General features: G+C 38.8%; 24 protein-coding genes. 5 read left to right on the forward strand and 19 right to left on the reverse strand.

All coding sequences use genetic code 11. From position 1 onward, the window contains the following. Positions 1–26: 26 nt before the first annotated feature. The 6 genes from ACMCNP_RS03955 to coaD are packed head-to-tail and all read right to left on the reverse strand — an operon-like array spanning position 27 to position 4,503. On the reverse strand, positions 27–587 hold the full coding sequence (locus ACMCNP_RS03955) for a D-glycero-alpha-D-manno-heptose-1,7-bisphosphate 7-phosphatase (protein ID WP_419314098.1): 561 nt from the start codon (positions 585–587) through the stop codon (positions 27–29). Then, on the reverse strand, positions 584–1,507 hold the full coding sequence (locus ACMCNP_RS03960) for a lysophospholipid acyltransferase family protein (protein WP_419314101.1): 924 nt from the start codon (positions 1,505–1,507) through the stop codon (positions 584–586). Before ACMCNP_RS03960 ends, ACMCNP_RS03955 begins: the two co-directional genes overlap by 4 nt. Next, the gene (locus ACMCNP_RS03965; RefSeq protein ID WP_419314103.1) at positions 1,494–2,387 is read right to left on the reverse strand and encodes a tetraacyldisaccharide 4'-kinase; all 894 of its coding nucleotides are present in this window, start codon (positions 2,385–2,387) and stop codon (positions 1,494–1,496) included. The genes ACMCNP_RS03960 and ACMCNP_RS03965 overlap by 14 nt, the downstream gene beginning before the upstream one ends. Positions 2,388–2,410: 23 nt before the next feature. Next, positions 2,411–2,818, reverse strand: a complete 408-nt coding sequence (locus ACMCNP_RS03970) for a tetraacyldisaccharide 4'-kinase (RefSeq protein WP_419314106.1) — start codon at positions 2,816–2,818, stop codon at positions 2,411–2,413. After that, positions 2,796–3,992 (reverse strand): pyridoxal phosphate-dependent aminotransferase, encoded by a 1,197-nt coding sequence (locus ACMCNP_RS03975; RefSeq protein WP_419314108.1) that lies wholly within the window; start codon positions 3,990–3,992, stop codon positions 2,796–2,798. Before ACMCNP_RS03975 ends, ACMCNP_RS03970 begins: the two co-directional genes overlap by 23 nt. Further along, positions 3,976–4,503 carry a pantetheine-phosphate adenylyltransferase gene (gene coaD, locus ACMCNP_RS03980; protein ID WP_419314390.1) on the reverse strand — a complete coding sequence of 176 codons (528 nt, stop codon included), beginning with the start codon at positions 4,501–4,503 and terminating at the stop codon, positions 3,976–3,978. Before coaD ends, ACMCNP_RS03975 begins: the two co-directional genes overlap by 17 nt. Before the next feature lie 728 nt (positions 4,504–5,231). Here coaD and ACMCNP_RS03985 point away from each other — a divergent pair. The 3 genes from ACMCNP_RS03985 to ACMCNP_RS03995 all read left to right on the forward strand — a co-directional run bounded on the left by ACMCNP_RS03985 (position 5,232) and on the right by ACMCNP_RS03995 (position 10,956). Beyond that, positions 5,232–5,489: a heavy-metal-associated domain-containing protein gene (locus ACMCNP_RS03985; protein ID WP_419314111.1), complete on the forward strand. Its 258-nt coding sequence runs from the start codon at positions 5,232–5,234 to the stop codon at positions 5,487–5,489. Positions 5,490–5,729: 240 nt separating this feature from the next. Further along, positions 5,730–8,561, forward strand: coding sequence for a heavy metal translocating P-type ATPase (locus ACMCNP_RS03990; RefSeq protein ID WP_419314114.1), 2,832 nt, complete (start codon positions 5,730–5,732; stop codon positions 8,559–8,561). A gap of 16 nt (positions 8,562–8,577) precedes the next feature. Beyond that, positions 8,578–10,956, forward strand: a complete 2,379-nt coding sequence (locus ACMCNP_RS03995) for a phosphoketolase family protein (protein WP_419314116.1) — start codon at positions 8,578–8,580, stop codon at positions 10,954–10,956. Here the strand turns inward: ACMCNP_RS03995 and rsmD are convergent. Beyond that, the gene (gene rsmD, locus ACMCNP_RS04000) at positions 10,951–11,505 is read right to left on the reverse strand and encodes a 16S rRNA (guanine(966)-N(2))-methyltransferase RsmD (RefSeq protein ID WP_419314119.1); all 555 of its coding nucleotides are present in this window, start codon (positions 11,503–11,505) and stop codon (positions 10,951–10,953) included. The two genes, ACMCNP_RS03995 and rsmD, sit on opposite strands and share 6 nt — an antisense overlap. Positions 11,506–11,536: 31 nt before the next feature. Continuing rightward, positions 11,537–12,169 (reverse strand): Crp/Fnr family transcriptional regulator, encoded by a 633-nt coding sequence (locus tag ACMCNP_RS04005; RefSeq protein WP_419314122.1) that lies wholly within the window; start codon positions 12,167–12,169, stop codon positions 11,537–11,539. Between the two features lie 131 nt (positions 12,170–12,300). Here ACMCNP_RS04005 and ACMCNP_RS04010 point away from each other — a divergent pair, with 131 nt between their 5' ends. Together ACMCNP_RS04010 and ACMCNP_RS04015 are read left to right on the forward strand one after the other, a co-directional pair. Continuing rightward, positions 12,301–12,600 carry an FmdB family zinc ribbon protein gene (locus tag ACMCNP_RS04010; RefSeq protein WP_419314124.1) on the forward strand — a complete coding sequence of 100 codons (300 nt, stop codon included), beginning with the start codon at positions 12,301–12,303 and terminating at the stop codon, positions 12,598–12,600. A gap of 37 nt (positions 12,601–12,637) precedes the next feature. Further along, on the forward strand, positions 12,638–13,153 hold the full coding sequence (locus ACMCNP_RS04015; protein ID WP_419314126.1) for a methylated-DNA--[protein]-cysteine S-methyltransferase: 516 nt from the start codon (positions 12,638–12,640) through the stop codon (positions 13,151–13,153). On the opposite strand, the gene ACMCNP_RS04020 is transcribed toward ACMCNP_RS04015, so the two are convergent. The 11 genes from ACMCNP_RS04020 to ACMCNP_RS04070 are packed head-to-tail and all read right to left on the reverse strand — an operon-like array spanning position 13,150 to position 22,660. Further along, complete coding sequence (locus ACMCNP_RS04020) at positions 13,150–13,557, reverse strand: P-II family nitrogen regulator (RefSeq protein ID WP_419314129.1); 408 nt, start codon at positions 13,555–13,557, stop codon at positions 13,150–13,152. The two genes, ACMCNP_RS04015 and ACMCNP_RS04020, sit on opposite strands and share 4 nt — an antisense overlap. 36 nt (positions 13,558–13,593) lie before the next feature. Further along, entirely contained in the window at positions 13,594–13,911 is a 318-nt protein-coding gene (locus ACMCNP_RS04025; RefSeq protein ID WP_419314132.1) for a P-II family nitrogen regulator, read from the reverse strand. A gap of 40 nt (positions 13,912–13,951) precedes the next feature. Then, a complete protein-coding gene (locus ACMCNP_RS04030; protein WP_419314133.1) occupies positions 13,952–14,560 on the reverse strand; it encodes an ANTAR domain-containing response regulator in 609 nt (202 codons plus the stop codon). Positions 14,561–14,602: 42 nt separating this feature from the next. Then, positions 14,603–14,992, reverse strand: coding sequence for a nitrogen fixation protein NifX (nifX, locus tag ACMCNP_RS04035; RefSeq protein WP_419314136.1), 390 nt, complete (start codon positions 14,990–14,992; stop codon positions 14,603–14,605). Positions 14,993–15,051: 59 nt separating this feature from the next. Continuing rightward, positions 15,052–16,335 carry a nitrogenase iron-molybdenum cofactor biosynthesis protein NifN gene (nifN, locus tag ACMCNP_RS04040; RefSeq protein WP_419314138.1) on the reverse strand — a complete coding sequence of 428 codons (1,284 nt, stop codon included), beginning with the start codon at positions 16,333–16,335 and terminating at the stop codon, positions 15,052–15,054. Beyond that, a complete protein-coding gene (locus tag ACMCNP_RS04045) occupies positions 16,332–17,699 on the reverse strand; it encodes a nitrogenase component 1 (RefSeq protein WP_419314140.1) in 1,368 nt (455 codons plus the stop codon). Before ACMCNP_RS04045 ends, nifN begins: the two co-directional genes overlap by 4 nt. 36 nt (positions 17,700–17,735) lie before the next feature. After that, positions 17,736–19,163, reverse strand: coding sequence for a nitrogenase molybdenum-iron protein subunit beta (gene nifK / locus ACMCNP_RS04050; protein WP_419314143.1), 1,428 nt, complete (start codon positions 19,161–19,163; stop codon positions 17,736–17,738). 31 nt (positions 19,164–19,194) lie between these two features. Beyond that, a complete protein-coding gene (gene nifD / locus ACMCNP_RS04055; RefSeq protein WP_419314146.1) occupies positions 19,195–20,631 on the reverse strand; it encodes a nitrogenase molybdenum-iron protein alpha chain in 1,437 nt (478 codons plus the stop codon). Positions 20,632–20,674: 43 nt separating this feature from the next. Continuing rightward, on the reverse strand, positions 20,675–20,971 hold the full coding sequence (locus ACMCNP_RS04060; RefSeq protein WP_419314148.1) for a 4Fe-4S dicluster domain-containing protein: 297 nt from the start codon (positions 20,969–20,971) through the stop codon (positions 20,675–20,677). A gap of 20 nt (positions 20,972–20,991) precedes the next feature. Beyond that, the gene (locus ACMCNP_RS04065) at positions 20,992–21,759 is read right to left on the reverse strand and encodes a class I SAM-dependent methyltransferase (protein ID WP_419314150.1); all 768 of its coding nucleotides are present in this window, start codon (positions 21,757–21,759) and stop codon (positions 20,992–20,994) included. Next, complete coding sequence (locus ACMCNP_RS04070; protein ID WP_419314153.1) at positions 21,731–22,660, reverse strand: radical SAM protein; 930 nt, start codon at positions 22,658–22,660, stop codon at positions 21,731–21,733. The genes ACMCNP_RS04065 and ACMCNP_RS04070 overlap by 29 nt, the downstream gene beginning before the upstream one ends. Positions 22,661–22,699: the final 39 nt, after the last annotated feature.

Below are 22,699 nucleotides of genomic sequence, written 5' to 3' on the forward strand. Positions count from 1 at the left end.
AATTTTACCAGATTTCTTTAAAAAAATCAAATTAAATTCGCGATAATTCGTGAAACTTCTTTTAAATCCCGAACATAAAAATCCGGAATTATACTCTCGTCATGTTCGTACATCGCATTTCTTACGTAAAATGAACTTAAACCGGAATTTTTTGCAAGAACAATATCACTGTCTTTGTCACCTACCATGAATGACTTGCTAATGTCTATTCCAAATTTCCTTACCCCATTCATTATCATTTCGGTATTCGGCTTTCTGCAGGCGCATTTAATATTATACGGCTCTACACTTCCATTTTCATGATGTGGGCAAAAATATAAATCATCTATGGCTATGCCGACGCTTTCGTATATTTCAAGCAACCTGCCGTTAACAGCGGCCAAATCATCCATGCTAAAAAAACCCTTCGCTATCCCGGCTTGATTAGTAACTATTATAAGTAAAAATCCATTCATTTTAAAATATTTCAATGCATCTATAGTGCCTGGTAATATAAATATATCGTCGGGATTTTTTAAATAGCTCACGTCTTTTATTAAAACACCGTCCCTATCTAAAAAAATACACCTGTTTTTTTCATTTTTCATGATATTAGGTCCGCCGAATCCGACCTGGTTTTCCACCTGTTGTGTATCCAAAACCACTGTTCCGGATATTTCTTTATCATCTCTTCTATTTTTCCGTTAAACATTTTTAGTATGTTAATAGTATCAGACTTCCTATTTCCGGTATAATTTATATTAAGAGGAGGCTCTATTATTAACTTATGCTTCGTATAATTGCCACTGCCATCCTTAAGCCTGACCAAAAAAGCGGGGACTACCGGCACTTTCATCTTGGCGGCAATATTTGCCATGCCCGGCATTGTACAGGCTTTAACTCCGAAAAAATCGACGAAAACGCCTATTCGCTTAGATGCATTTTCATCCGGCAAAAATCCGACTATTTCATTATTATTCAATGCGGAAATTATATTTCTGACCGCATTTTCTCTATTATATATGACTTTACTCCCCGCATTTCTTCTCAGGTTATATAAAATCTTTTCAATATACGGATTATCCAACGGTCTTGCAAGAACATTTCCGGGATAACCCTTTAAACCGAAAGTTTTCGCCAGAAGCTCCCAATTTCCGAAATGGGCCGTTAAAAGAAGTATCCCCTTTTTCTTGTAGATACCCCTTAGAGAATCGAAGTTTGATTCCACAAACTTATCTATATTATTACCGTTGTACTTGTTCAGTCTGAAAATTTCCACAAAAACCATACCCAAATTTTTATAAAACCCTATGGAAATATCTCTTAATTCTTCTTCATTTTTATCAGGAAAGGCTGTAAGCAAGTTGTTGAGAGTGCTTTTCCTGTGTTTCTTGTCTACCTTATAAAATATTATTCCCAAAACCCTTCCTATCTTTAAAGATAATCCAAACGGAAGAATGTTTATAAAAACATAAAAACAATAGACCAAAATAAATTCCAAATATAATATGATTTTATTTTTTTTCACTATATCCCCTGTAATTGTTGTAGATAAACTCAAAAAATGATTTATCTATCGCCAGTTCAAAGTCCAAGTAATAGATTTTGTCGAACATGTACTCATAGCTTTTCCTCTCATTGAATCTTTTTAGTTTTACATAATCTTTCAAGGTCGTAATTATAAGATAATCTTTATGGTTATCGAATAAATCCTTTATGCTTTCCATGTCTTTCTTAGAGTAATCGCAGTGATCCTCGAACTCTAATTTATGGCCTATCAAGGCACCGCAGCCCATTAAATTATCGTAAAAATAATCCGGATTGCCGATTGCGCAAACCGTTATAATCTTTCTATTTTTCAAGCCCTTAAGGTTTATATTTTCACCGGTATTTTTATAATCGTTAAAAATGCCGGTCGGCTTATAGCGGGAATAAAACAGCGGGCATGATGCGTTATACTTTCTGATTTTTTTGTCTATGCTAAAGGGTTTTTTCAATATTCCTTCATCGCACTTATTGACGACGATAACGTCGGCATGTTTTAAAACGCTTAACGGTTCTCTCAAAATGCCTGCGGGGATAACGTTCTGTCTAAAAATATCTACGGTATTGTCGATTAAAACTATATTAAGATTCTTTTTTATATTTAAGGCGCTGAACCCGTCGTCTATTATTGCAACTTTTTTATGTTTTTCATACTCACCGTAAACGTCTTTATACATACATTTACCGGAAATATTCATATCTTCGATATCGGTTTTTGCTTCTATCTTTGTGTTATCGTCGTCAGATAGCGAATCGAAAGACGTACGGGTATCTTCGGCAAGATTATAATATATATCGTCGTTATCGGAACAAACCTTCGCAGCCGATAATCTATTTTTGGAAATTATCACGGGTATACGCAATTTTTTAGACCTGAATCTCTCTATTAAAAGAACTGCCTCATCCGGTAATTTTCGTACGGCATCCGGAAGTTCGTATTCCCAGTCTGCAATATAGATTTTTTTTTTAAATGCCCTTTATAACCGCGGCTTATAATACACGGTTTTAAATTGCGGCCGTAAAGATATTCAGCTAAAGTATAGGAAAAAGGGGTTTTCCCGGCTCCGCCCAAATTTATATTGCCTATACTGACGACGAATATGCCGGGGTCTTTAGATTTAAAAATAAAAGAACGGCTATACATCGCCCTTTTTATTTTAGAAAACAATGATATTAAAAAAGATATAAGGACTAAGGGCAGTTTTAATAAAAATTTAAATAAATCAAACCCTTCTTTTCCGTTTATCAAGAAATTAAGAATACGCTTATGTTTATGCGATTTTGCATATTGCATTGACTGCCTCCCTCATTCTATTTAAGCCGTCCTTTATGGTTTCTATCCCGACTGCAAAAGAGAGTCGTATAAAATTATCGTTGCCGAATTCAATACCCGGCACTGCAGCGACAAGATATTTGTCTAAAAGGTAATCGCAAAATTCGGCAGAAGAATTTATTTCATTGCCGCTTTCCTCAAAAACTTTAGAAATATCGGCAAAAATATAGAACGCCCCGTCGGGTTTGACAGGTACGATATTTTTTATATTTTTATCAAAAAAATCCATCATATAATCCCTTCTTTTCTGAAACTCGTTTCGCATCATAACGGTAAAATCACAGCCCCCTTTCAATGCCGCTAAGGCGCCGTACTGAGCAAAAGTCGTGGGGTTAGATGTGCTCTGCGACTGAATATTATTCATTGCCGATATTAAATCCTTGGGACCCGCCGCATAACCTATTCTAAATCCGGTCATGGAGTACGTTTTAGAAACCGCATTGACGGAAATAGTATTTTCCTTCATAGACTTATCGACCATCAGCGCATTAAAAAATCTTTTATCGTCGAAGATTATTTTTTCATAAATATCATCTGTTATTATATATAAACCATGTTCTTTGGCAAAATTTGCAACGGACGTTACATCCTCTTCGTCCATTAAAACCCCCGTTGGATTAGAAGGACTATTTATAATCAATCCCTTGGTCTTGCTTGTCAAACTGCCCTTAAATATCTGCAAGTTAAACTTGAATCCGTTTTGAGACGTATCGGCTATTACCGGAACACCGTAGGCAAGTTTTATCATTTCCGGATAAGACACCCAGTAGGGCGAAGGGATTATTACCTCATCGCCTTCGTTCAACAGCGCCGAAAAAAGGTTATAAAGGGCATGTTTCCCCCCGCAGGAAGCTATTACTTCACTGTTTTCATATCTTATACCGTATTCCGACAAAAACTTTTCCGCTATAGCGGATTTTAGCTCGTCTATTCCGGAAACCGGAGTATATTTCGTATATCCCTTATCAAGGGCATCCTTAACGGCATCTTTGATATAATCGGGTGTGTCGAAATCGGGTTCCCCGGCACCGAAGCTTATAACGTCTTTTCCTTCGGCTTTAAGTCTTTTAGCCTTGGCGGTTATGGCGAGGGTTGTAGAGGGTTTTATTGAGGACGCCCTACATGAGAGTTTCATTCTTTTCTCCTTTGGAATATATTTTTGCTAATTCTAATGCTATCGCCTGTGGAACCATACTGGACACGTCTCCTCCGAGGCGGGAAATCTCCTTAACTATCGTGGAGCTCAAAAACGAGTATTTTTCGGCAGTCATCATGAATATCGTCTCTATATCGGAATTAAGCATCCTATTGGTAGTCGCAAGCTGAATTTCATACTCAAAATCTGAAACTGCCCTCAACCCTCTTATAATTACTCTTGCATTAATGCTTTCGACGTATTTTATAAGGAGTCCGTTCAGATCTATTACTTCAACTCTACTATCGTCAATCTCTTTATCTTCTTTTAAAACCCGGCTTATAAGCTTGCTTCTCACAGATTGATTAAAAAGATAAGGCTTTTTCTTGTTGCAAGCTACCGCTACCACAACCTTGTTAAAGATACCGAGACCTCGCCTCAAAACGTCCAAATGACCGTACGTAATAGGATCGAAGGAACCGGGGTAAACTGCAGTTTTATGCTCAGACATATCTATCATTGTATAATCGTTAAATTATTAACCATTAATTTTTATCATAAAATCGATTAAATTGCAATCGGCTTTGTCTGTACAACTTATTTACGGCGACAAGATTCTAAAAAAAAGTTGCAATAATAGACGCAATGTTCCATAATAATAAATATGAGAAAGTATTTTTCAAACGATAAGTATAAGATTTTTCTGTTTCTTCCCATTGCCTTTATCGCGATTTTTTACCTTACTTCCGCAACGGATGCAAGCTATTTATTAAATGCTCCCCTAATAATGACCCCAGTCCAAACCGCGATAAATATGCGAACGGCTGGCAGGTTTATTAACAGAACCAAGAAGGTTTATACGGTACATTTTTACAGACTGATGCATCGAGCGCAGGTTAGTCAAAACTTATCTTATTTTGTTTGTTTGGAATGCCGGAATGTTCCTGTTTCGTATAAAAGTAATATCCTAACCAATTACAAATTTTCTACTTATATTTCATTTGTCCAACCCTTATATTTCAACCATATCATCCGCAATATTTTCCATCCTCCCAAATCTATATTCGCATAAATAATAATTAAATTATTATTTATAGTTCAAGGCGGGTTCATCTTAAAATTAATGGCTACTTAAATGACATTTAAGGCAATTGTAGTTAAAAAACGTATAGTTTTATTAAAAATAACGCAATATATTATATATTATAGTATATTGACAATAATACCGGAGGTAAATTTATGAAAAGCGAAAAAATAAGCGTTTACGGAATGACCTGTGAACACTGTGTAAAAACAGTAACAAAGGCAGTCTCTTCACTCAAGGGGGTAAGCTCGGTTAATGTAAACCTTCAGGGCGAATATGTCGATGTAATGTACGAAGAATCATCATTAGGAACAGACGATATTAAAAAAGCCATAAGAGAATCGGGTTACGATACCGAAAAAAAAGGACACGCAGAAATGAAGGATAACGGCGGTGGTGGTTGCTGCTGCTAAAAAAATGCATGAAAATGATGTACACCTAAAATTGCCGATATAAAAATGTTAAGATGCTTCAAAGCTTGATAAAGTTGAATACCGCCTTTGCGAATATTTCTCAATCCCCCTCTGCTTCAGCAGAATAAGCCCCGAGAGGGGCTTTAGGGGATACAATAATACATGGAAGCAGAGCGATAATTAGGTGCAAATATTTTATCAGCATTTTTGAGGTATAATAATAATACCGGAGGTAAATTTATGAAAAGCGAAAAAATAAGCGTTTACGGAATGACCTGTGAACACTGTGTAAAAACAGTAACAAAGGCAGTCTCTTCACTCAAGGGGGTAATCTCGGTCGACGTAAACCTTAAGGGTGAATATGCCGATGTAACCTACAATGAAAAATCATTAGGAACAGACGATATTAAAAAAGCCATAAGAGAATCGGGGTACGATACCGAAAAGGGCGGACACGGCGGAATGAAAGGAGCCGCGGAGAAAAACGATGCGACAAGCACCGTCGAGCAGCAAAAACAATATAAATTCAGCATAAGTAAAATGGATTGTGCTTCATGCGCCGGGACTATCGTCGATACCATAAAAAGAATGGACGGCGTTAGGGATGCAAAGCTTAACTTTGTAACCGAGACTCTCTATGTATATTCTGACGAGGACAAGCCTTCGTCCGGCGAAATAATTAAAATGGTAAAATTTGCCGGATTCGGCGCCGAGCTTATAGACGAAACATCCCAAACCGTGCCGCAAGGTTCTGCAACTAAGAACACTATGGACAGCATGAAAAAGCCCGAGACCGAGAATATTAAGTTTGCGATAGAAGGAATGCACTGCGCAAATTGCGTCAGGACAGTAGAGAAAGCCGTTGGCAAGCTTAAAGGCATCAAAAAAGTAGCCGTAAATTTTGCGGGGGAAAACGGGTTTGTATCGTTTGATCCGTCTATAACGTCCAAGGATGCTATATTTAAAGCTGTAAAGGATAGCGGATACACACCGATGGACGAGCCGGCAACCTCAGGAGAAAAATCTTTGGACTCAACCGCGCATATCTCGTTTATCGACAAATGGTTTCGCAAGATAGAAAGCTGGAAAAAAGACCTCTACTGGCTTATATTCACCCTTGTAATCGCAATACCGGTGGTTGTCCTTTCATATATAGACGTCGCTGGCATGCCATATTGGGACAGGGTTATTACCCTATTTATTCTCGCTTCCGTAATCCAATTTTCAACGGGACTAAAATTTTACAAAGGGGCTTATTACTCCCTGAGGAGTTTCTCCGCCAATATGGATGTTTTAGTTTCGCTAGGTATTTCGGCGGCATATCTATATTCGGTCGCGAACGTATTCCTACTTAGAGGCAGAGGTGATCTTTATTTCGATACGTCCGTTTTGCTTATTCTTTTCATAAGCTCCGGAAAGCTATTGGAAAAGATATCCAAACAAAGGGCCGCTTCTTCATTAAAAGCATTATTCAAACTTCAGGTTAACAAATCCAATCTTGTAACCGCCGACGGAGATATAGAAGAAGTAGATACGGCTAACGTAAAAGTCGGAGATATTCTTTTAGTAAAAAAGGGCGATAAAATCCCTGTCGACGGCGTAATCGCAGAGGGACAAACCCAGATAGACGAATCTATGCTAACCGGCGAACCCATGCCGGTGGAGAGAAAGGTTGACGATGAGATAAGCGGTACAACAATAAACAGGGGACAGGTTATAAAAATGAAGGCATTGAGGGTAGGCAAGGATACGATGCTCTCTCAAATAGTCAGGCTCGTAGAAGATGCTCAGGCGGATAAAGCGCCTATTCAAAGGATTGCCGATCAGGTAACGAATTATTTCGTCCCGATCGTCGTTACAATATCTTTAATCTCGTTCATATCCTGGAGATTTATTTTTCACGCAAATTTTTTATTCGCCTTATCTGCCGCTATAGCAGTATTGGTCATAGCCTGCCCCTGCGCAATGGGGCTTGCTACTCCCATGGCTCTTATGATAGGAAGCTCCATAGGCCTTGAAAAAGGGATATTAATAAAGAAAGCATCCGGTCTTGAAGAAATTGCAAGAATAACCGCCGTTGTCTTCGATAAAACCGGTACTATTACGCACGGGAAACCGGAGGTCGCCGATATAATTCCGTTAGGCGGTCTACCGCCGAACGAGATTTTAAAAATCTCGGCTTATGGCGAGGGTTTCTCTTCTCACCCTATTGCAACAGCAATAGTTAATAAATACAAGGATTTTAAAGAAAAGGAAAAAGGCGGCAACCACGACGATACCAAGGTTGAATCTACAGATTATGAGGAAATTAGCGGTCTGGGCATACGCATGAATTACGACGGTAAAGCGGTATTAATCGGAAAAAGGGGACTCTTGGAATCCGAAAATATTGATTTAAGTAAATTTAACGAGCCTGAAAAGCAGTATGCAAAGGAGGGAAAGACCGTAATAGGCGTTTCCGTGAACTCCAAGATAGTTGGAATTATTACACTCGCAGATAAGATCAAAAAGGAAGCAAAAGAAACTATAAGAAAGTTAAAATCTAAAAACATTACTTCATACCTTTTAACCGGAGATAATCATAATTCTGCTATAAATGTTGCCGCCAAGGTGGGAATAGAGGAAAAAAATGTTATTGCAGATGTTTTACCGCAAGGTAAACTCAACGAAGTAAAAAAATTAAAAAACTTAGGCTTAAAGGTCGCTATGGTCGGGGACGGCATAAACGATGCTCCGGCTCTCGCTTTAGCAGATGTCGGAATAGCAATAGGCAGCGGAACCGACGTGGCAAAGGAAACCGGCGATATAATATTAGTTAGGAGTAAGATATCGGATGTTTATAGAAGTGTGGCTCTCGGCAAGAAAACCTTGAACAAGGTTAAGCAAAATCTTTTCTGGGCATTTCTGTTCAACGGGTTGGGTATTCCGTTTGCCGCCGGAGTTTTTTACCACTTTACCGGCTGGCTCTTACCGCCGATAGCGGCAGGCGGAGCAATGGCGGTTTCCGATATATTCGTAGTTTTTAGTTCGGTTATGTTAAGGGGCTATTCAAGCAAGATGGATACATTATAAAAATAAGGGGGCTATAATGAAAATTGCGGAGGTCGAATTTAAAAATTATCTTTCCGAAGATGAACTTAAAACGATTAACCTGTATTTTAATGCGGCAAATTATCTGACCATAGGACAAATTTATTTGTTTGATAATCCGCTGCTCAGGGAGCCGCTGAAACTTGAACATATAAAGCCCAGATTACTGGGGCACTGGGGCACATCCCCCGGGCTCAATTTCATTTATGCACATTTAGACAGAATCATAAAAAAATATGATTTAGATTCTCTATTTATAGCAGGTCCCGGACATGGCGGACCTGCTATAATTGCAAATACGTACATTGAGGGGACATATAGCGAACATTATCCCAATATTTCCGAGGACTACGACGGGCTGCGACTACTTTTTAAGCAATTTTCCACCCCGGGCGGGGTTCCGAGTCATGTATCGCCGACAACCCCCGGTTCAATTCACGAAGGCGGAGAATTGGGCTACGCTCTAAGCCATGCTTACGGAGCGGTATTGGACAATCCCGATTTAACCATATTTTGCGTAGTTGGAGACGGAGAAGCGGAAACCGGACCAATGGCTACTTCATGGCATATAAATAAATTTTTGAACCCTTTGACCGACGGTATTGTTGTTCCGATTCTTCACCTAAACGGTTATAAAATAAATAATCCAACGATACTGGCGCGTATAAGTGAAGAGGAATTAACCGATTTATTTAAGGGTTACGGATACCTGCCCTACATAGTGGAAGAAGAAGAGATAAATATCGCCCACGATAAAATGGCTTCGACGTTAGATAAGATTTCCGAACAAATTAATTCTATTAGAAACGAAGCGGCAAACGCAAATAACGGCTTCAAAAGGCCGCCATACCCCATGGTCATACTAAAAACCCCCAAGGGATGGACCTGTCCCAAGGAAATAGACGGGCTTAAACTTGAGGGATACTGGCGTGCCCATCAGGTTCCAATTACTGATTTTAAAGAAAAACCTGAACATATAAAAATACTGGAAGACTGGATGAAATCTTATGAACCCGATAAGCTATTCAATGAAAACGGTACGTTAATAAATTCTATAAGAGATTTTACGCCTAAAAAAGAAAAAAGAATGAGTGCAAACGTCAACACCGACGGGGGGTCGTTATTAAAAAATTTAATTATTCCGAATTTTTCCGAATATGCGGAAAAAGTGAAAAAACCGGCGGCGACTTACGGAAAGGCAACTACTACGTTGGGCTATTATCTGCGCGATGTGGTTAAGAAAAATCCGAATAATTTTAGGATTTTTAGCCCGGATGAACATAACTCCAACAGGCTTAACGCCGTTTTTGAAGCAACCGACAGGCAGTGGTGGGGAGATATTTTTAATTACGACGACCATTTGGCCCATAAGGGAAGAGTTATAGAAATGCTTAGCGAACACACGTGCGAAGGCTTACTTGAGGGATATCTGTTGACCGGAAGACACGGGTTTTTTTCATGCTATGAAGCCTTTATTCATATAATAGACTCTATGTTTAATCAGCATGCAAAGTGGCTTAAAGAAGCGGATGAAGTGGAATGGAGAAGACCCATACCCTCTTTAAATTATCTTTTAACATCACACGTCTGGCGGCAGGACCATAACGGTTTCTCTCATCAGGACCCGGGCTTTATCAATCATGTAATAACAAAAAAACCTAAATATATAAGAGTTTACTTGCCATCCGACACAAACACTTTGCTTGTAGTAGCAGATAAGTGTCTTAAGAGCAGAAACAGGGTAAATCTTATAATTGCCGGCAAACAGAAAGAACTTCAGTGGTATGATATCGATTCTGCAATAAAAATCTGCGAAAGGGGGATCGGAATAATGGATTTTGCCAGCAGCGACAGGGGTGAAGAGCCGGATGTAATAATGGCATGTGCGGGAGACGTTCCAACATTGGAAATGCTTGCGGCAGTATCTATCTTGAAAAATCTCGTACCGGAACTCAAAATACGGGTGATTAACGTGATAGACCTGATGACCTTGACGCCGAAAGAGGAACATCCCGATGGATTATCCAAAAAAGAATTCGACACTTTTTTTACGGAAGATAAACCCATTATTTTTGCATTTCACGGATACCCCTGGTTGCTTCACAGGCTCTGCTACAGAAGAACAAACCACAAAAATCTTCATGTACGCGGCTACAAAGAAGAGGGAACCACTACAACGCCGTTCGATATGGCGGTAAGGAACGATTTAGACAGGTTTCACCTTGTCATGGATACCGTAGACAGGATAGAATCTCTCAAGTATAAAGCAGCCTACATAAAAAAAGAGATGGAAGACAAATTAGTGGACCATAAGAGATACATATTAGAATATGACGACGATATGCCGGAGATTAAAAACTGGAAGTGGATCTCATAACACATGATAAAACGATAAAATAGATTTACCGTGTGTTTTTTTCTTTATTAGTCTATAACCAATATACTCTTCCGATAAAATCTCCCGCTTATCGTGCTGGACGATAATGTTGTCGGCATAATGGAAATCGGCTCCGGATGTAATTCTATTGATCGTTTTCTCGCAAAGACCGGAGTTGTAAGGCGGGTCGATAAATACGTAATCAGGTTTATATTCTTTTAAAAACCCTTCGTCTAAGGCTCTCAAAACATCTTTTTCTATAATCTCAGCTCTCTCTCTGATATCAAATTGCTTAGACAGTTTCGTAATGATAGATATTAATTCCGGTGATTTTTCCACGAAAACGCAGGAGGCCGAACCCCTTGAAATAGCTTCGAATCCGATGTTTCCGGAACCGGCGTATAAATCGCAAAAAATCCTGCCCTCTATATCGGCGCCGAGCATGTTAAACAAAACTCCCTTTAGAAAATCCGATGACGGCGATACATTTTTGACATTATATACGTTTGGGATTTTTCTTCCCCTTAACGCTCCACTTATAATACGCATTTGGTTGTTGATCAAAAATCCGGAATTTATATTATACAGCCGAGTCTTTTAACTTTTCCCTGTTTAATATAATAATATCTCTTTTTTCCACCTTTATAATCCCCTTAGACGCAAAATCCTTCAGCGTCCTCGAAACAACCTCTCGAGCGGTTCCGGCTATATCGGCAATTATTTTTCGACTCAGCCTCTGCCCGTCGAAGAGAAGAAGTATGTTTGCAATTCGCTCCTGGGTATGTCTTAAAGAGAGATCCTCTATCCTACTTGTCAGGTATCTCAATTTTTCCGTAAAACTTCTTATTATATTCAAGGATATCTCAGGGTATTTATATATTAAATCGATCGTATTATCGCGGGATAACAAATATAATTTTACATCCGTAACGGCATCCGCCGAAGCCGGGCTCATATCGCTTGAAAACACCGTAACGTCGTTAAAAGAATCTCCCTCATAAATAAGTTTAAGGATCTGCTCCTTGCCGTCCCTTGAAGACTTATAAACCTTTACCGTACCCGAAGCGACAAAATATATCCCTTTTGATATATCTCCTTCTATAAATATATTCTCCCCCGCCTTATATGTTTCTTCTCTAAAGCGAGACCTTACGTCATCTAAGACGCCGATGTCCAAGGTTTTAAAGTATTCTAACGATTCAACGTTTTTCACGATTGTTTATTTTACGTAAATTAAAATTTATACGATATTACAATCTTAAAAATATTTTCAAGAAATATTAATTATGATATAATATCACAATCAGACAATAAACTGTATATTATATTTTGGAGGTTCTTAAAATGCCTATAAGAGAGTATAAATGCAAGGAATGCGGCGATTACACTGAGGTCATTCAGAGCATTAACGAAAAGCCGTTGGAAAACTGCTCTAAATGCGGTGGAAAATTAGAAAAACTTATTTCAAACTCAAGCTTCGTATTAAAGGGTACCGGATGGTATAAAACCGACTACGGCAGTTCAAAAAAATCTGCATCAGATAATCAAGCTAATAAGCCTGCGGACAAAAGCGCCGCAACGGCAACACCGGCTTCCGGATGCTGCTCATGCGCTAACGGAACCGGAACATCATCCAAACGCTGATTGACGATACAATCGTCAATATCAATATATAATAGGTATGATATATGCTTTCGAATTTAAAACAAAAACTTTAAGCTTAGATATAACCGTTTCCGATAAATACGTTGAGGAAATAAGAATAAAAAACTCGGATAGCAAGCCGTTTGATTACAAGGACGATATGCGATTACTATCCGAAAATGATTGCAGCCATTTGCGTCATCTGTCTAACCTAATAGACCTTTTAGATAATTATTTCTCTCACAAGAGTACCGATTTTTGTGAAATACCGGTAAATTTTACCTCATATTCATATTTCTCCGAAGGGATACTTAAGGCCCTTCGGAATGTTAAATATGGTAAAACTATGTCATACAAAGAACTCGCTAATATGGCGGGGTATGGCAAAAGATATTCCAGAGCCTGTGCAACCGCTTTGTCCATAAATAAAACACCCATTATCATACCATGCCATAGAATAATATATTCCGGCGGCAAACCGGGCGGTTATTCAAGCGGCGGCGGCGTCAGCTTAAAAATCAGACTGCTTGCCATAGAGCAAAATGCCTATTAACTTATAGCGTAAAGTCCTTCTTCCGCCGTTCTTATCCTAAGGGCAAGCTTTACCGGCATTACAAATATCTTGCCGTCTCCGTAATGGCCGGTCTGATTGACCTCCGTTATAATTTTTACTACTTTATTGACATCGTCATCCTTTACCACCAACGACAACATTCTTTTAGGCAAAAAACTATAATCGTTATCGGCAATGTCTATTTTGCTATTAATCATATCTAATCCCGGATCAAGCTCGTTTGCAAGCCCCCCGCTGCCCTTTTGTCTTCCTCTGCCGTGAACAGAATAAAAAGTTACCTGATTAAAACCTTCTTTATCTAATGCATCTTTTGTATCCTGAATTTTATGCCTTCTTATTATAGCGATAATATCTACGATATTTTCTTCAAATTTTGATTCCATAAAATCCCCATAGTATAAATTAAATAAAATACCGTATTACAGACCTTCTGCGCCCGTCCTCACGGTATATGTCTTCGAAACCGGCATTACGAATATCTTGCCGTCTCCTATATGTCCCGTAACGGCATTTTCCTGAATGATATCGCAAACCTTATTTGCATCTTCTTTTTTTACGACAACCATAAGCTCTAATTTAGGCAGTTCATCATAAACTACTTCCCCTACTCTAATCCCTTTTTGCTTGCCCCTTCCGAAAACGTGCATCTTCGTAACCGAAACAAATCCATTTTCTTCAAGTGCTTTAAGGACATCCTTTTCTTTCTCCGGTCTAATTATAGCCCTTACCATTTCCATACGCCGTCTCCTTTTTTTATTATGTTTTTATATAACTTATTTACTTGGAACTCGTCAGAATAATAGCTCTTGCAATATCCCCCAGCGGCCGCCCGCTGTTCATGCTTAATCTTTGCAACCTGCCGTGGGCTTCCCTTTCGGTTATACTTTCTTTTTCCATCAGCATATTTTTTGCTTTATCGATCAACTTTCTATCCTCGATATATTGTTTTAAGGTTTCATTCTCCTTTTTTATATCCTGCAGCCTTTTAAAATTTTCTATGGCAATTATTGTTTGAGCTAAAATTTCACTCTTCCTCGCCGGTTTCATAATATAAGAAAATGCACCGGAACCCTTTAACTCTTCCATATACTTATCGTAATCCTTTATATCTCCGACTCCGGCGGTTAAGAAAATAACCGGCACCGGATTTTTCTCCATAATCTTTTTACAGGCGGTAATCCCGTTCATAGACGGCATTTTTATATCCATAAAGATAATATCCGGCTTAAACTCTTCCGCAGCCATGACCCCGGATGCGCCGTTATCCGCTTCGTATATCTTAGTCGTAATGGAACTTAAAATAACCCCAAGCTCCTTTCTTCTTTCCTTATAATCATCTACGACCAAGACTTTTATATTCAAATTTAAACCCTTCTCGTCTTTCATAATTTATAAATTTGCAAAGTTTGTGCCAATCTTCCATAAAATTTAAACTGAGCGTCCGGCGGCTGCATTTTCTTTAACAATAATCTTTTTTAACCAAGGTGGAGGATTTTTGGATAAGACCGTCTTAAGACTCTCCATGACACCTTCTATCGTATCACTGGGTTTTGATTTAATCGGATGAATACCGGATTTTACGACCCGAGCAGCCGCAACCCCGCCGATGTTCCCCACAAAAATAATCTTTAAATCCTTTAATTTATCTATTTTTTTGTCTATCTTATTAAACTCTTCCTCCTCGTCACTTTCTTCAAAACATCTATTCTCTACAAATTTGAAACCGTCAAAATTTATTTCGTATATTGCGAAATTTTTAGCCCATCCGAAATGGTCATTGATTAAAATATTATCAGTCGTGGCAAAACCCACTCTCATTTTTTCCTCGCCTCCTTAAAACAGTTTAAATTGATGGATTTATATCGCTAAAATATGAATCATTCTTCATTAAGCAAATTTGCACTTTCGACAACAAGATTGATGGCTCCCCTATAAAGTATATAATGCTTAAGATTATGCCCTATTTCATCTATTATTGGAAGACCTGCCCTAAGTAAAGGTATGTCTAATTTTTTGGCATAAAATTTTGCATTCGTATTAGAAACGACGAGATTGATCTTCCCGAAAGCACCCAATAAGTCTAAATCACCCTCGTAAAAATTAGAAAACCTCGATTTGACGTCATCGTCATACTTTGTAGATATTCCTATCTTCAGATTTGCACCTATTTCGGAATAAATCGTCGAAAAAGAATCCAAAAGATCTATCCCGAGCGCCACCGCTATATCCTTTCCGGAAAAATAAAAATGGGCATCTAAATATACGTCCATAAGCTGTTTTCTCTGTTCTTTGTATTTTTCCGGGATTTCTTTATCTGTCGAATTTGATAAAAAACGAAAGAATTTATCGCTGTTTTCAATACCGCATATATTCGGAAAATAATATGTTTTTAAGCCTGTAGTCTCTTCAATAATACCCTCGATACTTTTTAAGCTCAAACCTATTACTATATTAAATTCACTACGACCGATATCCTCGGCATTTTCAACACTAAGCCCGCCACCGGTGGTTTGCAGGTAGCCTCCCTCATCGAGGTGACCGTCCAATGACAAACCTAAATCCGGTATCATAATGGGCTTCAAGTCAAAATAGTCTAATACCTCTCTTAATTCCAAAAAATCCTGAGGGGTAAAAAACGGTGGGCAAAATACGTTTACGCTTTTTATTTTTTTAGACTTATATTTTTTTGATTTTTTAAGCGAAAACTCTTTCAACAATGCCAACATTGCCTGTACATAGCCGTCTTCAAACCCACCCTTATAATCCGGGGTACCGGCGTAAATCACCCTTGGAAATGTTGATGCCTGTTTTTCTTTAAAATCGCTGATTATACTTTCGATATCCTCGCCGTTAGTCTCCGTGAGACCTGATGACGCAACGCCTATAAAATCCGGCTTCATTTTTTCATAGACATTATTGATTCCGGATATCAGAAAATCATCGCCACCGAGAATCGCTCCGGATTCATTTAGCGCCGTCGTAACTATGGGAATGTTCTCCCGAAAATGCTTCGTCAGCGTTACCTTGTCAAAGCTTGCACAGCCCACGGCACCATGCATAAGGACTACAGCATTTTTTAATCCCAAAAAGAAGATTGCGGCGCCCAGAGACTGACTTGCGTTTAGCGGGTTAATTTCAATATTTTTTATCGGATTCATCATAATTTTATATTTGTTTTTCTCAATAACTTAAATAAAGGATTTTTAATCTCAAAATAAATCCTCTTAGCCAAAAACTCCATACCCTCATATGACGTGTAAGGATTTAACCTTTCCTGATTTACGTCTAAAAACGGAATAAGAGACTTTATTGCGGTATATTGATTTCTTCCGCCGGCAAGCATAATGTCCGCTTCGTTTTCTCTCGCTATTTTAATGAGGTTTATCGGATTTCCGTTATCAAGCATTATTATATTTCCGTTTTCATCAAATTCTTTTATCCTTAATTTATCCTCGTCTGTACTCTTTTTAACTCCGGTAGCGATTACTCTTAATCCCAAGTCGTTTAATGCGGATATCAATGACCAGCTTTTTACGCCGCCGGTATAGAGAAGAACCTTCTTACCCGCCAAAAATCTTTTATATTCGTAAATATTTTCTTCGGTATTCTTCGTTCTTACTTTTACATATTTTTTAGCATTTGCTATCAGTTCATGGTCCCCAATAGAAGTTACTATATCCATAATAGATTTATTAGTAGAAGACATACCGAAAAAGGACCCTTCTATATAGGGAATCCCAAATTTTTCTTTCATTTTTCTTGCCAGATATACTAACGCCTTGGAGCACACTACGACATTGAGCCCTGCCTTATGCGAATACATTATTTCTCCTATAGTAGAATCCCCCGTAATAGTAGAAAGAACATTCACTCCGACTGATTTTAAGGCTTTTTTTATCAAAAAAAGCTCTCCCCTTATGTTATATTCGCCGATTAGATTTACGTTATAATTGGATAGCAAATCTATATCGTCGGGTTCGCTCTCTCCGATAATATGGGTGAATAAAGCATCTCCCGCAATTTTATTTCCAAGATTTTTATTTCCGGAAAACCCCTGCGAAAGAACCGGAACTACCGGAATTTCAAGTCTTGCCGTTAACTCCTTCGAAACCCCTTCAATATCCTCACCTGTCAAGGCAGGTACGCATGTATTGTAAATAAAGATACCTTTTGGCTTAAACCTGTCATAAGCATAAATTATTCCCTGCTTTAATTTACCTTCCGAACCGAATATAAGATCGTTTTCATTTATTGCCGTAGTAAAACCGTACATATAATAATCTTCGCTTTTATCCGCAACGGAAGTCCTCTGGCTATAACTGTTACCGAGACAGTTTATCGGTGCGTGAACCACATTTAAGGCATCTTTGATAGGGCTTAAAACTATATATGCTCCGTCAAGAGCGCACCCTCCCGTGGAAGAACCGGGTACTGCGGTTTTACAAGCCTTCTTATCCTTTGCGACGTTGTTATGTTCGCAAGTAGGTTCGTCAAAATATTCTTCTTTTGCTATTATTGCGCCCATTTACTTTACCCCCTTTTATCCGTCCTTTATTATGCTTTACCTCATAAGCTCAAAATGGGCATCATCGCTTTCGTCGTCGAGAATATCCATAAATTTATTAACGATCCATGTCGTTAAATTAATTACTCCGCTATATCCGTATAGGGGATACCTATGAATATTCACCCTATCGAATATCGGATAGCCTATTCTAATATGGGGAATTTTAGCATCCCTCGCCGCAAATTTACCGTGAGACGGTCCCATAAGCATATCTACCGGTCCCGTCATGATTAAAGACCTTAAATGCCATAAATCTTTATTTATATAAACCTCGCCCTCTCCTTCCGAATAGGAGGCGAATAAATCCTCTATTTCTTTTTTAAATTCCTCCGTGCCGTTGGAACATAACACATATTTGGGAATTCCGCCCATCTCTAAAAGATAGCTTGTTAAGCCCACGAGCATATCTGGATCGCCGAATATAGCAAATTTTTTTCCATGTATATATTGCTGCGCATCGGTCATGGAGTCTATCGCTCTTCCCCTTTCATCCTCAATCTCTCCGGGGATCTCCTTTCCTGAAAGCTCGGAAACCACCATGAGAAATTCATCAGTATAATTTATTCCTATGGGGCTCTTGACGACTCTAACCTCATGATTAAATTTCTTGGATAATGTTGCCGCCGTCTTTTTCGCCGAGAATCTTTGAAGCACTATTGTAGCCCTGTTGTTCATACATTTCTTGACGTCTTCAAGTTTTGTAGCCCCTTTAGGATAAAGTTTATATTCGCCGTTTAACGGATAATCCAACGTATTGGAATAATCGGCCAAAACAAGATGGCTTACCCCAAATATTTTTAAGATCCTCTTAATCTCGTTGATATTACCGGTAGTCGTATCAAAACCGGGAATTATATTTATAGTATCCGACTTATTTTCATTTACGTCGGATTTTGCGCACAGGGTTTCTATTATTGCGTTAAGCATGCTGTCGTAGCCCTCAAGGTGGGAGCCGGCAAAGCTCGGCGTATTCGCATACGGAGCCAATATATCTTCGGGTAAATATCCCTTTTCCCTTGCGCCGCCTACTATCGAACCCAAATCGTCTCCAATGACCTCGGTCATGCATGTAGTCGATATAGCAAGCATTTTAGGTTTATATAAAGTCAATGCATTTTTAAAACCATCAAATGCATTTGCTTGCCCACCAAAAACCGCTCCGTCCTCCGTCAAAGACGTACAGACCGCCGCAAGCGGCTCCCTGAAATGACGGGATAAATTATTTCTATAATATGCTACACATCCGTGCGAACCATGAACAAACGGCATCGTATCCTCAAAGCCAGCGGCGCAAAGTACTGCTCCAAGCGGCTGACATGCCCTTGCAGGATTTATTACTATAGCCTTCCTGTTAAAATTCTTTTCCTTATACTCTTCTGTATTCATCCAATCTTTTATCTTCTTTACTTCTTCTTTTTCCATAGTCGAACCTCCGATATATTTTTAATATTTCTTATTTCTTCCATAATGGTTTAACTAATTTCCATGACGGGCTGTTTACTGCCAGATCCATATCCCTTGCGAATATTTCAAACCCGTCGTAACCATGATAAGGTCCTGAATAATCCCAAGAATGCATCTGCCTAAAAGGTATCCCCATTTTTTGAAAAATATATTTCTCTTTTATTCCGGAGGCGACCAAATCCGGTTTAAGTTTCTTTGCAAGCTCTACGAATTCGTACTCGTTAAGATCGTCCGTAATGATAGTTCCGTCTTCTAATTCCTTAGTCGTTCTCTCATAGTCATCGCTATGGGCAAATTCATATGCCGTAGATACGACCTTCATTCCTAAGTCTTCATATGCGCCTACTATGTGACGAGGCCTCAAGCCACCAACCAAAATCATTACCTTTTTACCCTCTAACCTCGGTCTATATTTGTCTATAACCTCCTGCATTTTAGGCTCATATGCCTTAATAACCTTTTCAGACTTCTCTTGAATATTTTCATCAAACAATTTTGCAATATTTCTTATACTTTCTTTTATCTTAGTGGGACCGAAGAAATTGTATTCAACCCATGGAATACCGTAAGCCTCCTCAAAATGCCTCGCGATATAGTTCATCGACCTATAGCAATGCAGAAGATTATAGCTTACCTTGTGAGTTATTTTCATTTCCTCTATGGAACCATCGCCAGACCAATGAGTTACAACATTTAGGCCCATCTCTTCAAAAATTTTCATTGACGCCCAAACGTCACCGCCTATATTATAGTCTCCTAAGATGGCAACATCATACGGTGTTTTTTTACTGTCGTCCACTTCGCCTTTCCCGACGACAAAATCCCTTATCGAATCATTTGCTATATGATGACCCAAGGACTGGCTTACCCCTCTAAAACCCTCACACCTTACCGGAATAACCGGAATATTTAACTCATCCGACGTTTTTTTTGCAACCGCTTCTATATCGTCGCCTATCAAACCTATCGGACATTCCGATTCTACGATCATACCCTTTGCCGTGGGAAAAAGCTCATGCAGCTCATTAATCGCCTGTTCCAACTTTTTATCGCCCCCGAAAACTATATCTCTTTCCCTAAAATCCGTAGTGAAGTGAAACGGCACGAAGCTTTCGACCCCAATCTCTCCGTTAGCGAGGTTTCTTCTCGTACCCCAGCTATACATTCCGCATCCAATCGGACCGTGGCTTATATTAATAACATCTTTAACCGGTCCCCATACCACTCCTTTCGACCCTGCATATGCGCAACCTCTCGGCGTCATAACACCAGGAAGAGATTTCATGTTAGATTTTGTCACGCAACTTCCGCAATTTTCTTTATCGTTTATGCCGAAATGAACCTTCCTGTTTTTCTTTGCCTTTTCGGAATATACGCTAAGGACCTCTTCGACCAAATCTTCGCTTTCTTTAAAGTCAACAGCCATCTTAAAACTCCTTTATTTTATATTAAATCAATAAATTAACGCACTATTTCGTAAGCGGCGCAAATTTGTGCAGATGCATAGTCTTATTTTTAGGACAAACCTTTTCGCACGACATATCGCCGATACAATCATCCATGCTTTCTATCCTAATAATCATCTTATCCCCTTCGTCTTCAAGCCCGTAAACTCCTCCGGGACAAACCTTGATACACCTGCAGCATGATATACAATTATCCTTATCAAAATCTATTAAAAAGTGTGGAACCCATTTACCGCCGGAGCGGCGCGGCGCATTGATATAATCATCAATATTGCCCTTAAACCCTTCCATAATACTCATCGCTGCTTTCTCCTTTTTTATCAACAATTTTTAGATATTCTTATTTTCAAATCCAATCCGTCCGTCTTTATTTCTGAACACCCGGCTAATCCTGCTTCAAACAAGTATTTTTTATATTCAGGTATATCTAAGGAACAGTTTAATTTACGTTTTAGCAAATTTACCTTTTGAGGCTTCATATCCTTTGTAAGCAGATTGAATTCATCCTCCGGAATATCCTTTCTAAACTCGTATATAAAAACTTCGCCGCCGTAACTTAATACCCTGTATATTTCTTTTAAAGAGTTTAATTTATCGTCTAAGCATTTAAACGTCCCCTTAAGTATAATTAAATCAAAACTAAAATTACCGAACGGAAGATTTGCGCTATCTGCGATTATGTATTTGATCCTGAAATCGCAATAACTTAAATAAGCCGCCTTGTCTTTAAGCTTAGCATGCATTGCGCCGTTAATTTCGATACCGGATTGAAAAGCACAATCGTCTTCCAACCTTCTCCTTAAAACTTTATTCGCATGATTTATCATAGTAGCAGACTTATCTACCCCTAAAGCGAAACAGTTCGGCAGAACCTCATTGATTCTTCTCGTGATATAACCGGGACCGCAGCCGAGATCCAACACCTTATTCGGAACATACGAAATATCGGTTAAAATTTTATCGACAAACGGGGCATAATCGTTCTTCATCTTTATTTCAGTATCGCTTGTCGCTATATAGAGCTCTTCGTCCTGCGAAAAGCTAAGATTTTTTGAGAGATTACAACCTAAGACCGCATTCTCCGGCATCCTCATCCACCTCCGATTCACAAAGTTTTTTACTCAAATCTTCATTCAAGGGTCCGGCGGCATCTGACCTGCATTGCCTGCAATGTTCCATTACATTGATACCGCTGAGCCCTTTCGTAATATTAATAACATCTTTTCTGTTCGCGCCTTTTACGCCTATCTTATAAAAATATGATTTTTCGGCAGATATCATGGGCATAACGTTAAACATATATACACCGAGTTTTTTTGCCTTTTCGGCAACATCCTTTATATGAAAATCATTTATGCCCGGTATCAGAACCGAATTTATTTTTATAGTAAATCCCCTTTTTACCGCCTTATCTATACCTTCTATTTGCCGTTCCAACAATAATCCTGCAGCATCTTTGTCCGTATAAACAACACCCTTATAGTTAACGTACCTATAAATTTTGCGAGAAATAGATATATCTACGGCATTAAGGGTTACGGTTATAAATTTTACGCCTCTATCTTCAAGTTCGTTCAAATTATCGGCTAAATTAAGGCCATTTGTGCTCATACACAAAGCAACCTCCGGAAACTCCGCCCTAACAAGTTCAAAGGTCTTCATGGTATCATACGGCTCCGCCAAGCTATCGCCCGGACCTGCAACCGCCGCAACGCTTATATCGTTAAAAATTTTTTTAACGTCATATATCCTGCACACGGCCTCTTCCGGGGTAATCAAGCTTGATGTAACCCCTGGTCTAGATTCATTCGGACAATCATAATCCCTGTGGCAATAGTTACATGAAATATTGCATGTTTTGGCTACCGGTAAATGAACCCTGCCGTAAAGCTCTGCCGCTTCCTTGTTGAAACACGGATGTTTTTCAATCTGCAAACAGCCGTCATTTTTATCTAATTTTAATTTCAGGTCGATCCCATCTCTATTCATATATATTACCCAATAAACCTGCAATAATTAAGAATTTTA

Source organism: Candidatus Acidulodesulfobacterium sp. H_13, from assembly GCF_048541835.1.
Taxonomy (GTDB): domain Bacteria; phylum SZUA-79; class SZUA-79; order Acidulodesulfobacterales; family Acidulodesulfobacteraceae; genus QIJE01.

Bases quoted from the DNA above. Each gene is read 5' to 3' on its own strand.
- ACMCNP_RS03955 (WP_419314098.1), bottom strand. From the start codon at position 587: ATGAAAAATGAAAAAAACAGGTGTATTTTTTTAGATAGGGACGGTGTT.
- ACMCNP_RS03970 (WP_419314106.1), bottom strand. From the start codon at position 2,818: ATGCAATATGCAAAATCGCATAAACATAAGCGTATTCTTAATTTCTTG.
- ACMCNP_RS03975 (WP_419314108.1), bottom strand. From the start codon at position 3,992: ATGAAACTCTCATGTAGGGCGTCCTCAATAAAACCCTCTACAACCCTC.
- coaD (WP_419314390.1), bottom strand. From the start codon at position 4,503: ATGTCTGAGCATAAAACTGCAGTTTACCCCGGTTCCTTCGATCCTATT.
- ACMCNP_RS03985 (WP_419314111.1), top strand. From the start codon at position 5,232: ATGAAAAGCGAAAAAATAAGCGTTTACGGAATGACCTGTGAACACTGT.
- ACMCNP_RS03990 (WP_419314114.1), top strand. From the start codon at position 5,730: ATGAAAAGCGAAAAAATAAGCGTTTACGGAATGACCTGTGAACACTGT.
- ACMCNP_RS03995 (WP_419314116.1), top strand. From the start codon at position 8,578: ATGAAAATTGCGGAGGTCGAATTTAAAAATTATCTTTCCGAAGATGAA.
- rsmD (WP_419314119.1), bottom strand. From the start codon at position 11,505: ATGCGTATTATAAGTGGAGCGTTAAGGGGAAGAAAAATCCCAAACGTA.
- ACMCNP_RS04010 (WP_419314124.1), top strand. From the start codon at position 12,301: ATGCCTATAAGAGAGTATAAATGCAAGGAATGCGGCGATTACACTGAG.
- ACMCNP_RS04015 (WP_419314126.1), top strand. From the start codon at position 12,638: ATGATATATGCTTTCGAATTTAAAACAAAAACTTTAAGCTTAGATATA.
- ACMCNP_RS04020 (WP_419314129.1), bottom strand. From the start codon at position 13,557: ATGGAATCAAAATTTGAAGAAAATATCGTAGATATTATCGCTATAATA.
- ACMCNP_RS04025 (WP_419314132.1), bottom strand. From the start codon at position 13,911: ATGGAAATGGTAAGGGCTATAATTAGACCGGAGAAAGAAAAGGATGTC.
- ACMCNP_RS04030 (WP_419314133.1), bottom strand. From the start codon at position 14,560: ATGAAAGACGAGAAGGGTTTAAATTTGAATATAAAAGTCTTGGTCGTA.
- nifX (WP_419314136.1), bottom strand. From the start codon at position 14,992: ATGAGAGTGGGTTTTGCCACGACTGATAATATTTTAATCAATGACCAT.
- nifN (WP_419314138.1), bottom strand. From the start codon at position 16,335: ATGATGAATCCGATAAAAAATATTGAAATTAACCCGCTAAACGCAAGT.
- ACMCNP_RS04045 (WP_419314140.1), bottom strand. From the start codon at position 17,699: ATGGGCGCAATAATAGCAAAAGAAGAATATTTTGACGAACCTACTTGC.
- nifK (WP_419314143.1), bottom strand. From the start codon at position 19,163: ATGGAAAAAGAAGAAGTAAAGAAGATAAAAGATTGGATGAATACAGAA.
- nifD (WP_419314146.1), bottom strand. From the start codon at position 20,631: ATGGCTGTTGACTTTAAAGAAAGCGAAGATTTGGTCGAAGAGGTCCTT.
- ACMCNP_RS04060 (WP_419314148.1), bottom strand. From the start codon at position 20,971: ATGAGTATTATGGAAGGGTTTAAGGGCAATATTGATGATTATATCAAT.
- ACMCNP_RS04065 (WP_419314150.1), bottom strand. From the start codon at position 21,759: ATGCCGGAGAATGCGGTCTTAGGTTGTAATCTCTCAAAAAATCTTAGC.
- ACMCNP_RS04070 (WP_419314153.1), bottom strand. From the start codon at position 22,660: ATGAATAGAGATGGGATCGACCTGAAATTAAAATTAGATAAAAATGAC.